The organism is Burkholderia sp. Ac-20379, assembly GCF_017104645.1.
In the GTDB taxonomy this organism is placed as follows: domain Bacteria; phylum Pseudomonadota; class Gammaproteobacteria; order Burkholderiales; family Burkholderiaceae; genus Burkholderia.
The window spans coordinates 1-18,822 of sequence record NZ_JAAGPF010000061.1 but is presented as its reverse complement, the minus strand read 5'-3'; the positions used below and the strand labels follow the sequence as shown (position 1 = coordinate 18,822).

Annotated in this window: 20 protein-coding genes; 9 read left to right on the top strand and 11 right to left on the bottom strand. The window is 68.8% G+C overall.

Features of this window, described 5'->3' with window-relative positions:
• Positions 1–231: 231 nt before the first annotated feature.
• Together G3N92_RS11125 and G3N92_RS11120 are read left to right on the top strand one after the other, a co-directional pair.
• The gene (locus G3N92_RS11125; protein WP_206127522.1) at positions 232–1,341 is read left to right on the top strand and encodes a lactonase family protein; all 1,110 of its coding nucleotides are present in this window, start codon (positions 232–234) and stop codon (positions 1,339–1,341) included.
• A gap of 201 nt (positions 1,342–1,542) precedes the next feature.
• On the top strand, positions 1,543–2,142 hold the full coding sequence (locus G3N92_RS11120) for a GNAT family protein (RefSeq protein WP_206127521.1): 600 nt from the start codon (positions 1,543–1,545) through the stop codon (positions 2,140–2,142).
• Between the two features lie 72 nt (positions 2,143–2,214).
• Here the strand turns inward: G3N92_RS11120 and G3N92_RS11115 are convergent, their stop codons facing one another.
• The 4 genes from G3N92_RS11115 to G3N92_RS11100 are packed head-to-tail and all read right to left on the bottom strand — an operon-like array spanning position 2,215 to position 4,456.
• The gene (locus tag G3N92_RS11115) at positions 2,215–3,057 is read right to left on the bottom strand and encodes a YggS family pyridoxal phosphate-dependent enzyme (protein WP_206127520.1); all 843 of its coding nucleotides are present in this window, start codon (positions 3,055–3,057) and stop codon (positions 2,215–2,217) included.
• Positions 3,058–3,061: 4 nt separating this feature from the next.
• A complete protein-coding gene (locus G3N92_RS11110; RefSeq protein WP_206127519.1) occupies positions 3,062–3,331 on the bottom strand; it encodes a DUF2024 family protein in 270 nt (89 codons plus the stop codon).
• Positions 3,312–3,863: a TlpA family protein disulfide reductase gene (locus tag G3N92_RS11105; protein WP_241014724.1), complete on the bottom strand. Its 552-nt coding sequence runs from the start codon at positions 3,861–3,863 to the stop codon at positions 3,312–3,314. The genes G3N92_RS11110 and G3N92_RS11105 overlap by 20 nt, the downstream gene beginning before the upstream one ends.
• A 59-nt stretch (positions 3,864–3,922) precedes the next feature.
• Positions 3,923–4,456, bottom strand: coding sequence for a carboxymuconolactone decarboxylase family protein (locus G3N92_RS11100; RefSeq protein ID WP_206127518.1), 534 nt, complete (start codon positions 4,454–4,456; stop codon positions 3,923–3,925).
• A gap of 137 nt (positions 4,457–4,593) precedes the next feature.
• Between G3N92_RS11100 and G3N92_RS11095 the strand changes: the two genes are divergently transcribed.
• Entirely contained in the window at positions 4,594–5,472 is an 879-nt protein-coding gene (locus G3N92_RS11095; protein ID WP_206127517.1) for an AraC family transcriptional regulator, read from the top strand.
• A gap of 152 nt (positions 5,473–5,624) precedes the next feature.
• Here the strand turns inward: G3N92_RS11095 and G3N92_RS11090 are convergent, their stop codons facing one another.
• Positions 5,625–6,509, bottom strand: a complete 885-nt coding sequence (locus tag G3N92_RS11090) for a dihydrodipicolinate synthase family protein (protein ID WP_206127516.1) — start codon at positions 6,507–6,509, stop codon at positions 5,625–5,627.
• Between the two features lie 118 nt (positions 6,510–6,627).
• Complete coding sequence (locus G3N92_RS11085; protein WP_206127515.1) at positions 6,628–7,410, bottom strand: aldolase; 783 nt, start codon at positions 7,408–7,410, stop codon at positions 6,628–6,630.
• Positions 7,411–7,498: 88 nt separating this feature from the next.
• Between G3N92_RS11085 and G3N92_RS11080 the strand changes: the two genes are divergently transcribed.
• Entirely contained in the window at positions 7,499–8,122 is a 624-nt protein-coding gene (locus tag G3N92_RS11080; RefSeq protein WP_206127514.1) for an XRE family transcriptional regulator, read from the top strand.
• Between the two features lie 179 nt (positions 8,123–8,301).
• Here G3N92_RS11080 and G3N92_RS11075 read toward each other — a convergent pair whose 3' ends face one another.
• Positions 8,302–9,468, bottom strand: coding sequence for a porin (locus G3N92_RS11075; RefSeq protein WP_206127513.1), 1,167 nt, complete (start codon positions 9,466–9,468; stop codon positions 8,302–8,304).
• Between G3N92_RS11075 and G3N92_RS11070 the strand changes: the two genes are divergently transcribed.
• Together G3N92_RS11070 and G3N92_RS11065 are read left to right on the top strand one after the other, a co-directional pair.
• Positions 9,458–9,796, top strand: a complete 339-nt coding sequence (locus G3N92_RS11070; protein ID WP_206127512.1) for a hypothetical protein — start codon at positions 9,458–9,460, stop codon at positions 9,794–9,796. The genes G3N92_RS11075 and G3N92_RS11070 overlap by 11 nt on opposite strands.
• Before the next feature lie 198 nt (positions 9,797–9,994).
• Complete coding sequence (locus G3N92_RS11065) at positions 9,995–10,579, top strand: hypothetical protein (protein WP_206127511.1); 585 nt, start codon at positions 9,995–9,997, stop codon at positions 10,577–10,579.
• A 77-nt stretch (positions 10,580–10,656) separates the two neighbouring features.
• Here the strand turns inward: G3N92_RS11065 and G3N92_RS11060 are convergent, their stop codons facing one another.
• Both G3N92_RS11060 and G3N92_RS11055 read right to left on the bottom strand, forming a co-directional pair.
• On the bottom strand, positions 10,657–11,592 hold the full coding sequence (locus G3N92_RS11060) for a sulfonate ABC transporter substrate-binding protein (protein WP_206127533.1): 936 nt from the start codon (positions 11,590–11,592) through the stop codon (positions 10,657–10,659).
• A gap of 244 nt (positions 11,593–11,836) precedes the next feature.
• On the bottom strand, positions 11,837–12,691 hold the full coding sequence (locus G3N92_RS11055; RefSeq protein WP_206127510.1) for a MerR family transcriptional regulator: 855 nt from the start codon (positions 12,689–12,691) through the stop codon (positions 11,837–11,839).
• 18 nt (positions 12,692–12,709) lie between these two features.
• On the opposite strand from G3N92_RS11055, the gene G3N92_RS11050 reads away from it, so the two are divergent.
• Together G3N92_RS11050 and G3N92_RS11045 are read left to right on the top strand one after the other, a co-directional pair.
• Positions 12,710–12,907 carry a hypothetical protein gene (locus tag G3N92_RS11050; protein WP_206127509.1) on the top strand — a complete coding sequence of 66 codons (198 nt, stop codon included), beginning with the start codon at positions 12,710–12,712 and terminating at the stop codon, positions 12,905–12,907.
• A 120-nt stretch (positions 12,908–13,027) separates the two neighbouring features.
• Positions 13,028–14,581, top strand: coding sequence for a methyl-accepting chemotaxis protein (locus G3N92_RS11045; RefSeq protein ID WP_206127508.1), 1,554 nt, complete (start codon positions 13,028–13,030; stop codon positions 14,579–14,581).
• 21 nt (positions 14,582–14,602) lie between these two features.
• Here G3N92_RS11045 and G3N92_RS11040 read toward each other — a convergent pair whose 3' ends face one another.
• Both G3N92_RS11040 and G3N92_RS11035 read right to left on the bottom strand, forming a co-directional pair.
• The gene (locus G3N92_RS11040; RefSeq protein WP_206127507.1) at positions 14,603–16,261 is read right to left on the bottom strand and encodes an ATP-binding domain-containing protein; all 1,659 of its coding nucleotides are present in this window, start codon (positions 16,259–16,261) and stop codon (positions 14,603–14,605) included.
• Between the two features lie 208 nt (positions 16,262–16,469).
• Positions 16,470–17,324, bottom strand: coding sequence for a helix-turn-helix domain-containing protein (locus G3N92_RS11035; protein ID WP_206127506.1), 855 nt, complete (start codon positions 17,322–17,324; stop codon positions 16,470–16,472).
• A gap of 514 nt (positions 17,325–17,838) precedes the next feature.
• Here G3N92_RS11035 and G3N92_RS11030 point away from each other — a divergent pair.
• Positions 17,839–18,822: FAD-dependent oxidoreductase (locus G3N92_RS11030; protein ID WP_206127505.1), on the top strand; the 984-nt coding region annotated here is incomplete at its 3' end.

The following is an 18,822-nucleotide window of genomic DNA, read 5'->3' as shown; positions in this document are numbered from 1 at the left end:
GCGGCGGCGATCGATCGCAGGATCCCGGCCGGCAGCGACGGCTATCAGGGTCGCGGAGCATAGCTGCCTCGACAATCAAGATGTACGATGTCACGCGACTTGATTTGGATAGAATTGCCCGGCGGCATGCGAATCCAACGAAGCTATTCGAGATGGATCTGCTTGACCAGGCAGCAATTTGATCTAATCAATCAATTTAAGTTGTACGACGACAGATAAGGAGAATCAAGGATGACTCGCCACCGTGCCCTGCGCGCCATCGCGGCCGCCGTTTCGCTCGCCGCGGCCCTGACGGCCGCGCCCGCCGCGCAAGCCGCCACCTACGCCTACGTATCGAACGCCGACAGCGGCACGATCTCCGTGCTGCGGCTCGACACCGGCACCGGCGCGGTGACGCCGGTCGACACGGTGCCGGTGAACGGCACGGTGATGCCGATGACGCTGTCGCCCGATCATCTGCGCCTGTATGCGGGCGTGCGCTCGCAGCCGTACCGCGTGCTCAGCTTCGCGGTGAATCCGCTCGACGGCCATCTGGCCGAGCTCGGCCAGGCGCCGCTCGCGAACAGCATGCCGTTCCTGTCGACCGATCTGACCGGGCGCTGGCTGTTCTCGGCCTCGTACGACGGCGCGCTGCTGGCCGTCAATGCGATCGGCGCCGACGGCGTGGCGGGCGCGGTGCGCCAGACCATCCCGACCGGCCCGAAGGCGCACGCGATCCTGCCCGCGCCCGACAACCGCACGGTGTTCGCCTCGGTGCTCGGCGCCGACGCGTGGCTCAAGCTCGGCTTCGACGCCGGCACCGGCGAGTTGACGCTCGACCCGAAGCCCGCCTACGCGCTGCCGCCGAAATCCGGCCCGCGCCATTTCCGCTTCTCGCCCGATCAACGTTTCATCTACCTGATCGACGAACTCGACGGCAAGCTGCACGTGCTGGCGTTCGATCGCGAGCACGATCGCGTCAAGCCGGTGCAGACCGTGTCGATCGTGCCGCCCGGCTTCGGTAACGCCACGCCGTGGGGCGCCGACCTGCACCTGACGCCGGACGGCCGTTTCCTGTACGCGTCGGAACGCACCTCGAGCACGCTGGCGACCTGGCGCGTCGACCGCGCCACCGGCCACCTGACGCGGATCGCCACCACGCCGACCGAAAAGCAGCCGCGCGGCTTCGCGATCGATCCGTCGGGCCGTTACCTGCTGGCGGTGGGGCAGTTGTCGACGTCGCTGCGAACCTATCGCATCGACGCGCGCAACGGCGCGCTGACGCCGCTCGGCGAGACGCCGGTGGGCAAGGGCGCGAACTGGGTGGAGATCGTCGATTTCGGCGGGTCGAACGCGGACTGACGCGGGCGGACGCAGTCGAAAGCGGGCGGCGTCGCGCCGGCACAACGCCGGCCGGGCCGCCGCCCGCGTTTCATATCGGCTGCGTACCATCACGGATGGCCGCGCGCCCCGCCTCGTGCGAGGATCGCGGGCGACACGCTACCAGGCTGCGGGCGCCGCCCGAACCGGCCAGCACTCGAGGCGCCGCGAGCGACCCATCCGATGGAACCCTTTCCGAGCCTGATGACGCGCCGGCTCGTGCTGCGCGAACTGAGCGCGGCCGACGCCCCGGCGCTGTACGCCATTCACGGCGACGTCGACGGCATGCGCTGGTACGGCGCCGATCCGATGTCGTCTCCCGCGCAGGCGGCTCGCCTGATCGATACCTACACCGCCTGGCGGATCGCCGGCAGCGGCCTGCGCTGGGCGCTCGAACGGCGCGACGATCGTGCGCTGGTGGGGACGTGCGGGCTGTTCCGCTGGAGCCGGCCGTGGCGCAGTTGCGTGATCGGCTACGAGCTGGCGCCCGAGGCGCGCGGGCAGGGCCTGATGCGCGAGGCGCTGACGGCCGTGCTCGATCACGGCTTCGGCCCGATGGGCCTCAACCGCGTCGAGGCGCGCGTGCATCCCGAGAACGCGCCGTCGCTGCGCACGCTCGATGCATTCGGTTTCGTGCGCGAGGGGTATCAGCGCGAGGCCGGGTATTGGGGCGGGGCGTTTCGCGATCTCGCGCAATACGCGCTGCTGCGTGGCGAGTACCGCGCGATGCGCTCGCCCGAGCGCGACGGCGCGCGGGCCGACGAGGCGCTGCGCGTGGTGTGACCTGCGAGCGGGCCGGTGGGCGGCAAGCGGGTCGGGCGGCGCGCTCGACACGCGGTTCGACCCGCCCCCGCCTCAATCCGCCGCCGCTTCCGCTTCGCCATCGGCCGCCGGCCAGTAATGCGAATCGGGCGTCGCGCGCGCGCCGAAGATCGCCTGCCCGACGCGCACCACGGTCGCGCCTTCCTCCACGGCGATTTCGTAATCGCCCGACATCCCCATCGACAGCTCGTCGAGCGACACCGCGCCCGGCGCATCGTGCCGCAACTGGTCGCGCAGCGTGCGCAGCCGCGTGAAGCACGCGCGCACGCGTGCCGGTTCGGCCGACAGCACGGCGAGCGTCATCAGCCCGCGCACGCGCAGCGCCGGGAACGCATGCAGTTCGCGCAGGAACGCGGCGGCCGCTTCGGGCGGCAGGCCGTACTTGCTGGCTTCGCCCGAGGTGTTGATCTGCACCAGCACGTCGAGGCCGCGGCCTTCGGCCTGCAGCCGCCGCTCGAGCGCCTCGGCCACGCGCAGGCTGTCGAGCGCCTGGAATTCGCTGGCGAAGCGCGCCACCAGCTTCGCCTTGTTGGTCTGCAAATGGCCGATCACCGACCAGTGCAGGTCGGCCAGATCGGCCGTCGCCTCCCATTTGCGGTACGCCTCCTGCGGCTTGTTCTCGCCGAGCAGCAGGCAGCCGGCCTGGTAGGCAAGCCGGATCTCGGCCTCGCTGCGGGTCTTGCTGACGGGCAGCAGGCGCACCGCGCCGGGGTCGCGGCCGGCGCGTGCGCAGGCTGTCGCGATGCGCGCGCGCACCGCGGCGATGTTGCGGCGCAGATCGTCGGCCGATTCGGCTTGCGGCCAGCGGCCGTGGCGGTCGTGCTGCGTGAGCGTGGCGGTGGGCTGGCGGTTTTGCATGGAGGAGGCGGCCGTCATGGCGTCAATCGCAATGCTGCAATTCGATGATAGCGAAACCGATCCGTTCGATCTCGGCCTCGATCTGCGGCGACGCCGATTCGATGTGGCAGAAGCGGCATTCCTGCGCCTCCAGCGCGGCGGCCGGCACGCCCTTGGCGGCCAGATAGCGGCGGCCGTGCGAGAGCACGCGATCCGGCGCCTTGTCGGCGGCCTCGTCGCGCACGAGGATGTCGAAGTGCATGCGGCGGCCGTCGCGGCGCGCCACGTAGGTGTCAAACACGGCAATTTTCATGACAGGATTCCTTGGCAAGAGCCGTTGGGATTGAGGAGGCGGATGGCGCGGGCGCATCGGCGGCGGCTTCCATGCCGCCGCGCTGCGCGATCAACTCGCCCAGCACGGCGCCCAAGCGCAGGTCTTCCAGATGGCCGAAATGCTGCAATGCGAGCGCACCGTCGCGGCCGAACACGAGCAGGCTAGGCGTGCCTTGCAGCGCCCATTTCGCCATCGTTGCGGGCACCGGCGAGTGCGGCCGTGCGAGGTCGATCGCGATCGGGAAGCGCAGCCGGTATTCGCCGGCGAACGCGCACAGCGCCTCGGGCGTCATCGCCGCGTGGTGCTCGAACACGCTGTGCAGGCCGATCACCACCAGATCCTGGCGCGCGAACACGGCGTGCAGCTTGTTGGCCTGCGGCAGGCTGGTGTGCGCGCAGCCGGGGCACAGCATCTGGAACACGGTGACCGCCACCACGCGGCCGCGCAGGGCGGGCAGGCTGAGCGGCGCGTCGGTGTTGAGCCAGTCGCTGGCTTCGATGTCGTAGGGCATGACGGTATCGATGGCGTGAGGGGGCGGGCCGCCCCGGAACCGGGCCGCCCGCCGTGCGCTTACTTCAGTGCGACCTTCGGGAAGTCGACCGGAATGTCGAGCGCGACGTTGATGTAGTTGGTGTAGATGTTCAGCGCGACGTGGGCCAGGATCTCGACCACCTGCTCGTCGCCGAAGCCGGCCTGACGCAGGCTGGCCACGTCGGCGTCGGCGATCTGCGCGCGCTGCTCGACCACCTTCAGCGCGAACGCGAGCGCGGCGGCCGTCTTCGGATCGGCCGATTCGCCCACCTGCGCGGCGGCCATGTCGGCGGCGCTTGCGCCGGCGTTCTGGCCGAGCACCGTGTGCGCGGCGAGACAGTATTCGCAGCGGTTGCGGTTCGCGATCGCCACGGCGATCTGCTCGCCGAGACGCGCGCCGAGCGTGCCCTTGCCGAGCGCGCCGAACGCGGCCCACATGCTTTGCAGCGCGGCGGGCGAGTTCGACACCGCCTTGAACATGTTCGGCGTGGCGCCGAAGGCTTGCTGGATCTGGCCCAGCAGCGGCTGGCTGACGGCGGGGCTCAGTTGCGTATCGAGGTTGATGCGGGACATGGCGATCTCCTTGGACGTTGCCGGTTGAGGTCAGGGACTGCAATCAGTGAATCGGTGAGATGCAGTATGCCGGTCGAATCTGTATGATTGGATTAATTGAATTCCAGAAACATACCTTTTCGTACATTCCTCCTTCGATGTCGGATATCACCCCCATCGACCGCTTGTCCGGTCTTCTCGAACGCTTTCGCGTGCAGGCGCAGTTGCATTACGCCGGCGCGCTGTGCGGCCTTTCGCATTTCGACGCCCACGAGGGCCACGGCTATCTGCATGTGCTGCGGCGGGGCGAACTGGTGGTCAGCCACCCGGCCCGGTGCGGCGTGCCCGAACGGATGCGCTTCGACGAACCGGCGCTGCTGTTCTATCCGCGTCCGCTCACGCATCGTTTCCACAACCCGCCGGAGGAAGGCGCCGATTTCACCTGCGCGCGTCTGATCTTCGAGGGCGGGCACGACAATCCGCTGGCCCGTGCGCTGCCGCCGCTGATCGCGCTGCCGCTGGCGAGCGTGTCGGGGCTCGACGCCGCGCTCGCGCTGCTGTTCGCCGAGACGGATCGCGTGCGCTGCGGGCAGCGGCTGCTGGCCGATCGGCTATTCGAGGTGGTGGTGCTGCAATTGCTGCGCTGGCTGCTCGACCATCCGCACGAGGTCGGCATCAGCCCGGGCTTGATCACGGGCCTGTCGGACCCGCGCCTGGCCCGCGCGCTGGTGGCGATGCACGACGCGCCCGGCGAGCCGTGGACGCTCGACAGCATGGCCGAATGCGCCGGCATGTCGCGCACCGCGTTCGCCAATGCGTTCCGCGACGTGGTGGGCCAGACGCCGGCCGATTACCTGGCGCAGTGGCGCATCGCGCTCGCGAAAAGCCGCCTGCGCGAAGGCCGTCCGATCAAGTGGCTGGCCGACGAGTTGGGTTACGCGAACCCGTCGGCGCTGTCGCGCGCGTTCGCGGCGCGGGTGGGCCTGTCGCCGCGGGACTGGCTCGCGCAGGAGGCGCAGGTGACTGTGACGGTTTGAGCGTGGCCGTATCGGTGGTGGCCTGAGTGCGCGGCTCGAACGAGCGGCTCGAAGGCGCGACCCGGAACGAGCGACCCGAACGAGCGACCCGAACGAGCATCCCGAGCAAGCTGCAAAACGCGCAGCCACCGACGCAAGCCGCCCGTACAGCCTTACGCCACCGACTTCAACAGCGCGGCCAGCCGGTCGGTCTGCTCGGCCGACAGCGGCTGCAGCGGACGGCGCGGCGCGCCGACATCGTGGCCTTGCAGCTTCAGCCCAGCCTTGACGGTGGTCGGCAGGCCGCCCTTCAAAATGAAGTTCAGCACCGGCAACTGCTTGTAGAACAGCTCGCGCGCCTCGGCCAGCGCGCCTTCCTGGGTGGCGCGGTAGAGCGCCAGCGTCAGTTCAGGAATCAGGCACGGCGCGGCCGTGCACCAGCCCGTCGCGCCGGCGCAGAACGCTTCGAGCGCGAGCGGGTTGCAGCCGTTGTAGAACGGGATTTCGCCGTTCGACAGCTCGCGCAGCGTGTGCATGCGCTGGATGTCGCCGGTGCTTTCCTTGACCATCGTGACGTTGTCGATCTCGCGCACCAGCCGCGCGATCAGGTGCGGGCTCATGTCGACGCCGCTCGTCGCCGGGTTGTTGTAGACCATGATCGGCTTGCCGATCGAGGCGGCGATCGCGGCGTAGTGATCGAAGATTTCCTGCTCGGACAGCTTCCAGTACGAGATCGGCAGCACCATCACGGCGTCGGCGCCGGCCTTCTCGGCGAACTGCGCGCGGCGGATCGCGTTGCGCGTGGTCAGGTCGGAAATGCCGACCACCACCGGCACGCGTCTGGCGACCTGGCCGATCGACGCTTCGGCGGCTTCGTTCCATTCGTCGTCGCTCAGGTAGGCGCTTTCGCCGGTGCTGCCGAGCGGCGCGATCGCCTGCACGCCGCTGGCGACCAGGCGGTCGATGCTGGCGCGCAGCGCGGGGAGGTCGAGGGTGTCGTTCGACGTGAACGGCGTGATCGGGTAGGCGATGATGCCGGCGAATTGCGGTTGAGACATGTTGGGCTCCTGACTATCTGGGCTGCTGACGAATGAGACGATTGAAGCGAATGAGGCGAATGAGGCGAATGACGCGCTCGAGTGGGGGCGGCGCCGCGCCGAAGCGCGACGGCGCGGCTCAGCCGAGGCAATCGGGGTGGTTGCGCAGCGCGCGGCGCGCGTAATAGTCGAACGTCACGGCGTGGCGCTTCGGCGTGGATGTCCAGTCGTGCGCCTCGGCGGCCAGCTCCGGGGCGATCGGCTGGATCGCGCCGGCCTGCATGGCGGCCAGTTGCAGGCGCGCGGCGCGTTCCATCAGCAGCGCCAGCAGGCAGGCTTCCTCGACCGTCTTGCCGGTCACCAGCATGCCGTGGTGCGCGAGCAGGATCGCGCGCTTGCTGCCGAGCGCGGTCGAGATGATCTCGCCTTCCTCGTTGCCGACCGGAATGCCGGGCCACTTGGCCAGGAACGCGCAATCGCCGTAGAGCGGCGTCATGTCCATGTGCGACACCACCAGCGGCGTTTCGAGCATCGACAGCGCCGACACGTGGAACGGGTGCGTGTGGATGATGCAGTTGACGTCCGGCCGCGCGCGGTACACCCAGGTGTGGAAGCGGTTCGCCGGGTTCGGGATGCCGCGGCCGTCGAGCGTCTTCAGATCCTGGTCGACGCGCAGCAGGCTGTCGTGCGTGATCTCGTCGAAGCCCTGCCCGAGCGGCTGGGTGTAGAACGTGTCGGCGTCTTCGGCGCGGCACGTGATCTGCCCGGCCAGGCCCGAATCGTGGCCCCCATCGAATAGAATCCGGCAGGTGAGCGCGAGCTTCTGGCGCGGCGTCCAGCTTTGCTCGGCGAGTTCGGCGTTCATCAACTGCTGCGAACGGGCGACGATTTCGGATTTCGAGAGGTTCAGTGTTTCGGGCATGACGCGCCTCCGGGTGGACAGTCGTTCAGGGTGGTGACCGGCCTGCCGTGCAGGGCAGGTAAGTTGACGAAGTGTAGTATATGACACGATGTGTCATTTTGGTTCGAGAAAATTTGGGGAAATATCGGTGCTCGCCATTCGTTTGAAAATGTTGCGCAAGCAGTTGGGCCTGAGCCTGCAGGATCTGGCGGACCGCACGGCGCTGACCAAGAGCTATCTGTCGAAGGTCGAGCGCGGCCTGAACACGCCGTCGATCGCCACGGCGATGAAGCTGGCCGGCGCGCTGAGCGTGGACGTGAACCAGCTTTTTTCAGTCGCGCAGGGCGAGGCGCCGGTGACGGTGGTGCGCGTGGCGGATCGCGTGCCGGTGGCGCAGGGCGGCCACGGCACGGAAGGCGGCGGTGCCGATCAGCCGCGCTACGAGATCCTGTCGCCGCGCGGCGGGCATGCCGGGCTCGTGCCGTTCATGATTTCGCCGCCGGCCGAATTCGCGGCGTCGGAGTACAAGGAGCACGAAGGCGAGGAATTCCTGTTCGTGCACCGTGGCAAGGTCGAGATCGATTTCGCCGATCACAAGGTGACGCTGTCGGTCGGCGATGCGGTGCACTTCAATGCGCGCATTCCGCACCGGCTCCGCTCGGTGGGCGCGCAGCAGGCGGAGGTGCTGCTGGTGGTCGGCGCGGACAAGACGGTGTTGTCGAAGGCCGATTGAGACGGATCGCGCGTGCCTGGCGCAGTGGGCGCTGCCGGAGTGTGAAGGCGATGCCTGCCGCGCCAGGTTTGCCGCCCGTGCCTCGGCGCGGGCAGCGCAAAAAAACGGGCCGCGCAAGGCGGCCCGATCTCATCGAGCCGGCCCGAACCCGTCGAGCCGGTTTCCCATCGCCCGAAGGCTCAGAACGTGTGCCGCAGGCCGGCCGTGACGGCCACCTGCTTGTCGGTCGACGACGGCGACAGCGTGTTGATCATCGCGTGCGACAGCACCGAGCCCGCCGGCGCGCCGTGCACGTTCTGGAATACGCCTTCCAGATAGATGTCGGTGCGCTTGCTGAGCGCGTAATCGGTCTGCAGCATCGCGGTGTTCCAGCCCGGCGACGCACCGTCGTAGGCGCCGCGCGTGTAGGTGTAGGCGCCCGACAGGCTCAGCGCGGGGGTCAGCGCGTACTTGGCGTTCACTTCGTAGTTGTCGAGGCGCAGCGTGCCGTTCAGGCCGCCGGCCGAGCTGTCGCCCGAGCCGAGGTAGGTGCCGGTGCCGAACGAGAACACGCCGGTGGCGTTGTCGATCTGCGTGTGGCTCCACACCAGGCCGACGGTGGCCGGCCCGAACGTGTAGTTGCCGCCGAGCGACCAGATCCGCTGGCGCTGCGAGACGAAGTTCGCGCTGGCGTCGCTCGACGTGATCGCGCCGGCCGCATTGCCCGCGTTGCTGAACTGCAGGTAGCCGGCCGCGAGGTTGACGGGGCCTTGCGCATACGACAGCGCGAAGCCGTACGCGCGGTTGTTGGCGAAGCTGCCGGCCTTGTTGCTGAAGCCGTACATGGTTTCGAACGTCAGGCCGTTCCAGGTCGGGCTGGCGTACTTCACGGTGTTGTTGACCACCACCGAGTTCGCGGCGAGGTTGTCGTTCTCGAACGGATGCGCGGCGATGCTGCCGCCCCAGGTGTTCAGCTCGGCGGTCAGCGGCCCGACCAGATCGTTCATCACGTCGAACTGCCGGCCGAGCGTCAGCGTGCCGGCCTGGTCGCTCTGCAGGCCGACCCAGGCCTGCGAACCGAACCCGTCGCCCGAGAACGCCTGCGCGCCGTTGTTGAGCAGGAAGCCCTGCTCGAGCTTGAACACCGCATGCAGGCCGCCGCCGAGATCCTCGCTGCCCTTCAGGCCGAACACCGTGTTCTGCGTCGAGCTGCTGTTTTCCTGCCAGGCGCTGTGGCCGAGCTGGTTGTTGGTGTACACGAGGCCGGTGTCGATCAGGCCGTAGAGCGTGACGCTGCTTTGCGCATGCGCCGAGGTCGCGGCGGCAAACGCGCCGCACAATGCGGCGGCGATCAGGGTGGGTTTCATCGTAGGGCCTCCAGAAGGGCGATCGGTAATTGCGGATTGCGATATTGCGTTGCTGATCGATAGGTTCCGAAATGACCGCGAAATCATTGCGCGCCAGCAATCGGCGCAATCGAATCGGGTGAATCGGCGCGAGCGCAAAAGCGGTGCATGCCGAACCGAGCAGGCTTGCCGGGCGGGCCTCGCGGCGCTCGAATCAACATCGGGCAACGGGCCGCATCATAGGACGACGAAAATAAAAATGGCGTTTAAATACGCCGGGCGTGGTATTAAAAAAACACCAACGATTTTCTGCTTAATGAATTTTGGAATGAATTCAGTTGGATATTGACATTCGCGCGATGCGCTAATGATGTGCAAATCGGATTCGCCGCCTTTCCATCGATTTAATAATTGATTACCGATAGCTTTCGTCATTGCGGAGCGCCGGGGGCAATGCGATGATGGCGCGCCGTGCGTTGCCGTTTGCGGAGCAATCCGCGCCGGCCACGCCCCTTGATCGTTTGTCATGCACCGAAGGAGCGCACGCTTGCGTCCCGTCATCGCTCTCGTTTCCGCGCTGGCCGCTGCGGCGCTGTTGTCCGCCTGCGCCGGCTCCGGCACGCCCCGCGCGCCGCAACCCGCACCGGTCGTGCATCCGGCCGGCGCCACCGGCGCGCAACTGCTGCCGGCCGGCTACGTGTGCCAGGATTGCGCGATGGATTTCATCGTCAGCGCGGTCCGGCCGCCCGTGCACGGGCTGATGCTGGCGCGCGGCGGCTTCATGACGCCGCAGTCGCTGTGGCTCGTGGTGGATTACGACAACGCGCGCGTCACGCGCGTGGTCACGGCCGCCTCGCGCAACGGGGCCGGCAATTTCGCGTTGCAGCGTGTCGCGCAGGACGGCGCGGCGCTGAGCCAGGGCCAGCTATCGGGCATTCGTTCCGATGCCGATGCGATCTGGGGCGCCCAGCACACGATGCGCTCGACGTCGTCCACCGACATGACCTGGAGCCTCTACCTGATCGACGGCCGCGCGGTGCGCCACGAATTCGGCATCGGCCAGCCCGGCGAGGACGCCGCGAAGCTGGCCGACACGCTCGACAACATCGTGCGGCAGCATTTCGGGCGCTGAGCGGGAAGACGCCGTCGCAGCGGGTGCGCGGCGTGGAGGAAGGAAGCGGGGCGGGCCGAACCCGCCCCGGCGCGGCGTTACTTCGCCGCGAGCGCCGCCTCGACGGCGGGGTTGCGCCACACGTTGGCGGCCACGTCGAGCTTCTGCGGGATCAGCTTGACGCCGTAGAACGCGTCGGCCACGGCCTGCTGCGAGGCGACGATGGTGTCGTTGACCGGCACCGCGCCGAACGGCACGCGCTTGAGCCAGGTTTCCACCAGCGGCGTGTCGAGGCCCACCTTCGGCGCGATGATCGCGGCCGTGTCGGCCGGATGCGCGTTGACCCACAGGCCCGTCTCGCGAATCTGCCGCAGCACCGCGCCCACGATATCGGCATGCGAGCCGGCGAAATCGCGCGTGGCCTCGTAGAAGTTGTACGACGCCACCAGCCCCGTGTAGTCCGACAGCGTGCGCACCTTCAGCGCGCTTTGCGCGGCGGCATAGTACGGATCCCATACCACCCACGCATCCACGTCGCCGCTCTCGAACGCGGCGCGCGCGTCGGCGGGCGCGAGATAGACGGGGTGGATGTCCTCGTAGCGCAGCCCGGCCTTGTTCAGCGCGGCCAGCAGCAGGTAGTTCGAGCTGGAACCTTTCTGCAGCGCGATCTTCTTGCCGCGCAGCGAGGCCACGTCGCGGATCGGCGAGCCGGCCTTCACGAAGATCGCCTCGTTGTGCGGCGCGGGCGGCTCGGCGCCCACGTAGACGAAGCGCACGCCGCCCGCCTGCGCGAACACCGGCGGCGGCGCGCCGGTGTAGCCGAAGTCGATGCTGTTGGCGTTGAGCGCCTCGAGCAGTTGCGGGCCGGCCGGGAATTCGAACCACTTGACCGTATAGCCGAGCGGCTTGAGCTTCGCGTCGAGCGCGCCCTGCGCCTTGACCACCGCGAGCAGGCCCGCCTTCTGATAGCCGATCCGCAGCACGTGATCGCCGCCGTCCTGCGCGTGGGCGCGGGTGGCGGCGGTCGCGGCCATCAGCGCGGCGGCGGCCAACAGGGTGGCGGGAAGCAGGCGGGGGAGGCGGGCAAGGCGGGGCGATGCGAAGGACATCGGGCAATCTCCGGAGCAGCGCCGAACGGCGCGATTCATCGAAAACGGCGGCCCTCGTGCATCGGGGGCCGCCGCATTCGAAAAATCGTCGCACGGGCATCCGCGCGCACCAACCAAGCATTGCCGATATCAATATGACGGCGGCGCGACTATGGTTTCTCGCGGGCGCCTAGCGCTTGCCGCGCGCGTCCTTCGGCGGATCGCCGGCCGGTTGCGCGTCGCCGCGCGCGGCTTCGTCGCTCAGGCGCTTGTCGAGGATGGTGGCCACGCGGCCGCCCAGGTAATCGCCCGAGGCGGCTTCGAGCGCGCGGTTCATCTCGGCCTCGACGAAGGTGGCCGACAGCGGGCGCAGCCGCCAGATCGAATCGACGAGCGCGGGCACATCGGTGGCGGGCGGCAGCGAGCCTTCGTCGTAGCGGTCGAGCCGGCGCACCACGAGGTCCACCAGCACGCGCGCGATCGCGTCGAAGTGCGGCCGCGCGATCGCCATCGCATCCACCAGGTCGCGCACCGGAATGCCTTCGCGGGCCAGCGCGCCGGCCGCCTCGATCAGGCCCGGCGTTTTCGCGACGAACGACAGGCCGCGCCGCTCCAGCAGCCCGAGCTCGGTCACGCGCAGCAGCGAAGCGGGCGTTTGCGGGCCGAACAGCGAGACGAGATCGGCCAGCGAATAGGTTTTCGGGCGCTCGTGCGACCAGCGTCCGCCGATCGCGTTCTCGAGGCCGAGGATCGAGCGCAGGTCGTGGCCGTCGTCGATCGCCTTGATCAGATCCTGGATGTTCGACAGCGTGTAGCCGCGCGCGAGCAGGTGGTTGATCACCTTGAGCCGCGCGACGTGCGTGTCGTCGTAGATGCCGACCCGGCCGCGCTTGCGCGGCGGCGTCAACAGGCCGCGATCCTGGTAGGCGCGCACGTTGCGCACCGTGGTGTCCGTCACGCGCGCGAGCTCGTCGACGGTGTACTCGTTGGAGGTCGCGCCGTCGGAGGGCGGTTCGGCGGGAGAGGGCGAGGTCGGTGTCGGCATGCGCGGATTTTAGCGTGTGTGCGTGAAATCGTCGCGAAGGATGCGGCGCGCGGCGGCGCGGCGGCAGGCGTTGCGCCGGATCGGGCGAGCCGGGCGCGCGTGGGCGATGCCGCCATTTCGGAAATCGCAACACGGGTTCGCGCGGGCATTCGGAAACATAAGGGCCAGAAGATGTGCCGAAGCGGCCACTATGCGCGATATCAAGCTTTTGCGTAAAGCCTTCGATTTTTGCATTGTTAGGGAAAACGCAATATCAAGTTTTGCCTGGCGTTTCCGTAAACACCGGCAGCAATCTCCGTGCGCGCGAGCGCCATCAAGCCCTGTCGACGGTCCGCCATGAACGCCCTGTTTTCCCGTTTTTCGATTCGCACGCGCCTGTATTCGACGCTCGCCCTGGCTGCCCTGATTCTTTGCGTGACGGGCGTGATCGGCCTGGCCGGCATGCAGAATTCGAACGATGCGCTGAAGGACGCCTACGCCTCGCAACTGGCCTCGCAAACCGCGCTGGCCTCGGCGAACCTGAATCTGACGATCGTGCGCACCACGCTCGACCGCGCGATCCTCCACCCGGATCGCCCCGATCTGGCCTCGGTGCTGACCAAGGCCGAATCGTATCTGGCGATCTCGGATCGCGCCTGGCAGGACTACAGCGCGCTGCCGCGCCACGAAGGCGAGCAGCCGCTGGCCGATGCGGTGGCTGCGGCGCGCGCGGCGTTCATCGCGCAGGCGATCCGGCCGATGATCGACGCGATGCGCAACGGTCACGCCGATCAGGCCGACGAATTGATGATGAAGACCTCGCCGCCGCTGTCGGTGGCGTTGAGCAAGGCCACCGTCGAGCTCGACAAGTACGGCATGGCGCGCGGCAGGAACATCTACGACGGCGCGCAGCGCAGCTTCTCGCTGCTGCGCCTCGTGTCGATCGTCACGATCGCGTTCGGCCTGGCGGCCTGCCTCGGCTGCGCGATCGGCCTGCACTACGCGATCTCGCGCCCGATCTCCGAACTGCTCGAGCACTTCCGCCGCCTCTCCGACGGCGACCTGACGCGCGAGCTGACCTGGACCTCGCGCGACGAGATGGCCGAACTGGTGACGGGCGTCACGCGCATGCAGCGCAATCTGGCGGACACGGTGCGGCGCGTCACGCATGGTTCCGAATCGATCGCCACCGCCACGCGGCAGATTTCGGCGGGCAACACCGATCTGTCGCAACGCACCGAGGAGCAGGCCGCCGCGCTGCAGGAGACGGCCGCCAGCATGACGCAACTGACCACCACGGTGCGCCAGAATGCCGATCACGCCCGCGACGCGCGCGAATCGGCCGACGACGCGACCCGCATCGCCTCGCAGGGGGCGACGGTGGTGAGCGAGGTGATCGGCACCATGAACGACATCGACCGCAGCTCGCAGCGCGTGGCCGACATCATCGGCACGATCGAGGGCATTGCGTTTCAGACCAACATTCTCGCGTTGAACGCGGCCGTGGAAGCGGCGCGCGCGGGCGAGCAGGGCCGGGGCTTCGCGGTGGTGGCGGGCGAGGTGCGCACGCTGGCGCAGCGCTCGGCCACGGCGGCCAAGGAGATCCGCGCGCTGATCGGCGAATCGGTCGAGCGCGTGGCGGCCGGCTCGCGGCTGGTCGGCACGGCCGGCAACACGATGAGCGAGATTCGCGAGGCGATCACGCGCGTCAACGACAGCATGGCGGCGATCGCCACGGCGTCCGACGAGCAGCGCGACGGCATCGAGCAGGTCAGCCGCGCGGTGTCGCAGATGGACGAGGTGTCGCAGCAGAACGCCGCGCTGGTCGAGCAGGCCGCGGCGGCCGCGGCGGCGCTGGAAGAACAGGCCGACGGGCTGCGCGACGCGGTGCGCGCGTTCCGCGTCGCCTGAGGCGGGAACGGCGGCGCGGCCTTACTCGGCCGGCGCGATCCGGGCCGCGGCGCGCTCCGAGGCCACCACGATCAGCTTCATCGTGGCGCGCGTGGCGCCCACGAACAGCTTGCGCGCCGCGCGCGCGTCGAAACGCTCGAAATCCACCTCGGTCAGGATCACGCACGGCGCAGCCTGGCCCTTGAAGCGGTAGATCGAATCGAGCAGCACGTCGCCTTCCTGATATTCGGGCGTGCCGAACAGGTCGTACTTGCCGGTGAAGCGGCGCACGCGGTGCGGGCCGAGCTGGTCGAGCGGCGTGAACACCGAATGCTCGCGGCCGCGATACGACAGCACCGCGATGTCCTGCTTGCGGAAGCCCAGCGACAGCGCCTGCGTGATGGCGCGCTTGGTGGCGTCGATGCAGGCCTCGCCGGTGGCGTCGCCGTCGTCGTAGGGATTGAACGCGATGCCCGAATCGTCGAACGGGCTGCCCGACTTCAATTCGGCCGCGAGCGGCTCGAATTCCCCCACCACATGGCGCAGGTAGTGCAGCACGTCGCGCGGGCTGCGGTAGTTGGTCAGCTCGCGCAGCGTGACCCAGCCGTCGAACGGCACGTCGTCGCGCGAATAGAGCGCCTGCAGCGGATCCTCCAGCCACCACCACGCGCCGCCGGGGCTCAGCACACGGCCGAGCGCGGCGGCCCAGGCCGGCTGGAAATCCTGGCCTTCGTCGACGATCAGCACGTCGAAGTGCCAGCGTTCCGGCACCGGCGTGTCGGCGAAGCGCGCCTCGAGGCGCATGAACGCATCGGGTTCGCCGAAATCGGGCGTGTGGCCCGCATCGCGCAGCACCGAATCGCAGAACTGGTGATAGTTGGCGATGATCGCGCCTTCCGGCGCGACGCGCTTGATCGAATCGGCCAGCGGGCGATTGAAGCACACGTACAGCACGCGCTTGCCGGCGGCCACGGCGTCGCGCATCACGCGCACCGCCAGTTGCGTCTTGCCCGAGCCGGCCGTGGCGATCACGCGCAGCCGGAACGGCTCGATCTCCAGGCGGCGCGCCCAGGTGGCGAGGCCGGCCGACAGCCGCGTGACGAGCGTATCGGCCTGGCCCACCAGCGCGCTGGTGTCGGGCGCGAGCGACAGCTCGTCGGACAGGAAATGGTGGATCTTCGGCGCGCTGGCGAACGGCGGCTCGTCCTCGGGCAGCAGGCTCGCGATCACGGCGGCGAGCTGGTCGCGGCGCGACGCGTCGACGATCCGCTCGGGCGGCAGCCCGGCGATCGCCGGGTTCGCCACGGTGTGATCGGGGCAGTAGAGCAGCGCGTCCACGCCGTATTCGCCGGCGCCGAACGCGGCGGTCAGGCGGCGGTGCAGCGTTTCCTGCATGCGCGCGAGCTGGATCGCCACGTTGCGCTCGGTCTTCATGTAGACCTTGGCCAGCCCCTTCGGCGTCTCGCGCAGGAAGCCGGCCTTCTGTTCGACCAGCAGCACGCGGCCGGACGGCCCCACCACCACGAAATCGGCCTCGCCGAACACCGAGAAATGGTGATCGGGGCGGGTCCAGTGGACGCCGTGATAGACGGTGTAGGCGGCCGGCAATGCGTGTTCGAGCATCGCGAGCGTGTCGCGTTCGCGCTGCGCTGCGCCGGTGGCGGCCAGGCTTTGCCAGTCGTCGGGGATGATGCGGGCCATGAAGTGACTCGGAAGGGAGGGCGCCGGCTATTGTACGCAGGCGCTTGGCCGATGTGGCGGGGTGTCGCGGCGCGGGCGTGCGCGAGGAAGGGGGAGGCCGTGCCGCCAGCCGGCCCATGAGCACGGGCGCCGCGGCGTGGCGAGTGGTGCATGGCGATCCTATGGGCCGCCGCGGCGCATGGCCGGGCGCGATGCCGGCCCCGCGCGTTCAGTTGCGCGCGAGCCGCTTCGCCAGATCGGCGCAGAGCAGGGCGAGCCGGCCGGGCTTTTCGTAGCAGGCCACGTCGAACGTGCGCATCACGTCGCTGATCTCGGCCTCGCTGGCCTGGCCCGACAGCAGCGCGCCCGTCAGCACGAAGATCGGCGCGGCGGGGTTGTCCGAGGTGCGCACGGCGCGGATCGCCGAAATGGCCGGGCGGCCCTCCACCAGCCATTCGGTCAGCACGGCGTCGAAGGCCTGGCTTTGCAGCGCGTCGAGGAACGCGGGCAGCCGCTCGAAATGCGCGGTGGCGAAGCCTTGTTCGTCGAGATGGCGGCACACGGCGTCGGCGGCCATGCGGTCGGGGTCGACCACGGCCACCAGCATCCGGTCGCTTTCGGCGCGGCGCGGGTAGATCTCGATCTTGTGGACGTCGTAGGCGCTTTGATAGAGCACGCCCGTGTGGCGCAGCACGCGCCAGCGGCCCTGGTGCTCGTAGGCGACGAATTCGGGGCGCGCGCCCGGCTCGAGCAGCGCGCCGATCCAGACGGTGCACGGAATTTCGGTCACGCCGGCGAACAGCACGGCGTCGTGCGCGCTCGCGCCCACCATGCCGGGGTCGAGCGACTGCGCGCCGAACAACTGCGCGGCCGGCTCGCCATAGGCTTCGGCGACCTTGCGGATTTGGGAGAGGGTCCAGGGGCTGCTGCCGCGCAGCTTGCGATGCCCCTGCGAAAAACTGAGATCGAGAATGCGGCACAGCTCGGTGGTCTGCTGCCGTTTCCCTATGCCGTTGCGGCTCATCAGCTCGCGCACGCGTTCGGCGACGGCGAGGGAGTCCGTGGTCACTGCTTCGTTGGCCATGCTGCTGGTGCGATCGGGTCGAGGTTGTTGCTGTACGACGTTTGGGTCTGACGGACGAAGCCGCTTGTAGTAGAGCGAGCCGACCGGCCACGCACGCAAACGTTAACTTTACCGCAAATTGCAATGCGCTCCGCCGTCATTTACACCGGCGAATGAGAAAGCTGTAACCAAACTTTGCCGGATATCACGCCGGGCGTGGAATCCGGACAAACATGAAGATTTTGTGTAAACGTTTCCGGCGGCAGGGCGGCACCCCTTGCCGGTCGGGTTTGCGCGCGATCCGGCCGTCCCCGGCGCCGGTCGCGCGACGAATTGCGCGCGTTGGCACACGCAGCGCGAATTTCGTGAAGCGCATCGTGCCATGTCTCTGTGACGCTGCGTGATGCGTCGCGGCGGCCGGCGCGCGCGCGGCCGGCCGCCGGGGGCGCAACGGCGCGGCCCGCCGCCGGTAGAATGGCGCGCTGGTTCTTCCCTTTGCCCGGCCGGCTCCGCCGCCACCGCTTTCCGACTTCGCATGACCACCACCTATCCGCTCTATCGCGCGTTCTCGCGCGCCGACGAACCGTTTCCCGCCGAAGCCGACGTCGCGATCGTCGGCGCCGGCATCATGGGCTGCGCCGCCGCGTATTACCTGGCGCGGCGCGGCCTGAAGGCCGTCGTGTTCGACAAGTCGCGCATCGCGGGCCAGCAATCGACGCGCGCCTGGGGTTTCGTACGCCAGCAGGGCCGCGAATCGGCCGAGGTGCCGCTGATGATGGCCGGCATGCGGATCTGGGAAGGGCTGGAGCGGGAACTCGGCGCGGATCTCGAATGGCGGCAGGGCGGCTGCCTCTATCTGGCCGACAGCGACGAGGATCACGCCACCTACACGGCCTGGCTCGACACCGCCCGCCAGCACGGGCTCGACACGCGCATGCTGTCGCGCGACGAGGTGGCCCGCCACGTGAACGGGCTGTCCGCGCCGGTGAAGGGCGGCCTCTATACCGCCACCGACGGCCAGGCCGAGCCGCGGCGCGCCGCGCCGGCGTTCGCCGCGAAGGCGATCGAGCTGGGCGCGCGCTTCTTCGATGGCTGCGGCGTGGTGTCGATCGACACCGCCAACGGCGCGGTGACGGGCGTGGCCACCGAGCGCGGCTTCGTGAAGGCGGCGCGGGTGATCTGCGCGGCCGGCGCGACCAGCTTCCGGCTGCTCGACGGCGTGGGCATCCGCCTGCCGCAGCAGACGGTGCGCGGCACCTGCATCCGCACCAACGCGCTGCCGGCCGTGTCGGCCGCGACGATCTGGGGCCACGGGCTCGGCATCCGCCAGCGCGCGGACGGCGCGATCAACCTGGCCGACGACATGACCGTCGACCTCGATTTCACGTTCGGCCATCTGCGCGGGCTGTCGATGTATCTGCCGGAATTCTGGAAGCATCGCGAGAAATTCCGCGTGCGGGTGGACGGCGCGCTGCTGGCCGACCTGCGCCGCCGGCTGTCGGGCGGCCACGACGCGATC

What these genes read in the sequence shown, in the direction of transcription:
- G3N92_RS11125 (WP_206127522.1), top strand. Translation starts at nt 232, where the DNA reads ATGACTCGCCACCGTGCCCTGCGCGCCATCGCGGCCGCCGTTTCGCTC.
- G3N92_RS11120 (WP_206127521.1), top strand. Translation starts at nt 1,543, where the DNA reads ATGGAACCCTTTCCGAGCCTGATGACGCGCCGGCTCGTGCTGCGCGAA.
- G3N92_RS11115 (WP_206127520.1), bottom strand. Translation starts at nt 3,057, where the DNA reads ATGACGGCCGCCTCCTCCATGCAAAACCGCCAGCCCACCGCCACGCTC.
- G3N92_RS11110 (WP_206127519.1), bottom strand. Translation starts at nt 3,331, where the DNA reads ATGAAAATTGCCGTGTTTGACACCTACGTGGCGCGCCGCGACGGCCGC.
- G3N92_RS11105 (WP_241014724.1), bottom strand. Translation starts at nt 3,863, where the DNA reads ATGCCCTACGACATCGAAGCCAGCGACTGGCTCAACACCGACGCGCCG.
- G3N92_RS11100 (WP_206127518.1), bottom strand. Translation starts at nt 4,456, where the DNA reads ATGTCCCGCATCAACCTCGATACGCAACTGAGCCCCGCCGTCAGCCAG.
- G3N92_RS11095 (WP_206127517.1), top strand. Translation starts at nt 4,594, where the DNA reads ATGTCGGATATCACCCCCATCGACCGCTTGTCCGGTCTTCTCGAACGC.
- G3N92_RS11090 (WP_206127516.1), bottom strand. Translation starts at nt 6,509, where the DNA reads ATGTCTCAACCGCAATTCGCCGGCATCATCGCCTACCCGATCACGCCG.
- G3N92_RS11085 (WP_206127515.1), bottom strand. Translation starts at nt 7,410, where the DNA reads ATGCCCGAAACACTGAACCTCTCGAAATCCGAAATCGTCGCCCGTTCG.
- G3N92_RS11080 (WP_206127514.1), top strand. Translation starts at nt 7,499, where the DNA reads ATGTGTCATTTTGGTTCGAGAAAATTTGGGGAAATATCGGTGCTCGCC.
- G3N92_RS11075 (WP_206127513.1), bottom strand. Translation starts at nt 9,468, where the DNA reads ATGAAACCCACCCTGATCGCCGCCGCATTGTGCGGCGCGTTTGCCGCC.
- G3N92_RS11060 (WP_206127533.1), bottom strand. Translation starts at nt 11,592, where the DNA reads ATGGCCGCGACCGCCGCCACCCGCGCCCACGCGCAGGACGGCGGCGAT.
- G3N92_RS11055 (WP_206127510.1), bottom strand. Translation starts at nt 12,691, where the DNA reads ATGCCGACACCGACCTCGCCCTCTCCCGCCGAACCGCCCTCCGACGGC.
- G3N92_RS11045 (WP_206127508.1), top strand. Translation starts at nt 13,028, where the DNA reads ATGAACGCCCTGTTTTCCCGTTTTTCGATTCGCACGCGCCTGTATTCG.
- G3N92_RS11040 (WP_206127507.1), bottom strand. Translation starts at nt 16,261, where the DNA reads ATGGCCCGCATCATCCCCGACGACTGGCAAAGCCTGGCCGCCACCGGC.
- G3N92_RS11035 (WP_206127506.1), bottom strand. Translation starts at nt 17,324, where the DNA reads ATGGCCAACGAAGCAGTGACCACGGACTCCCTCGCCGTCGCCGAACGC.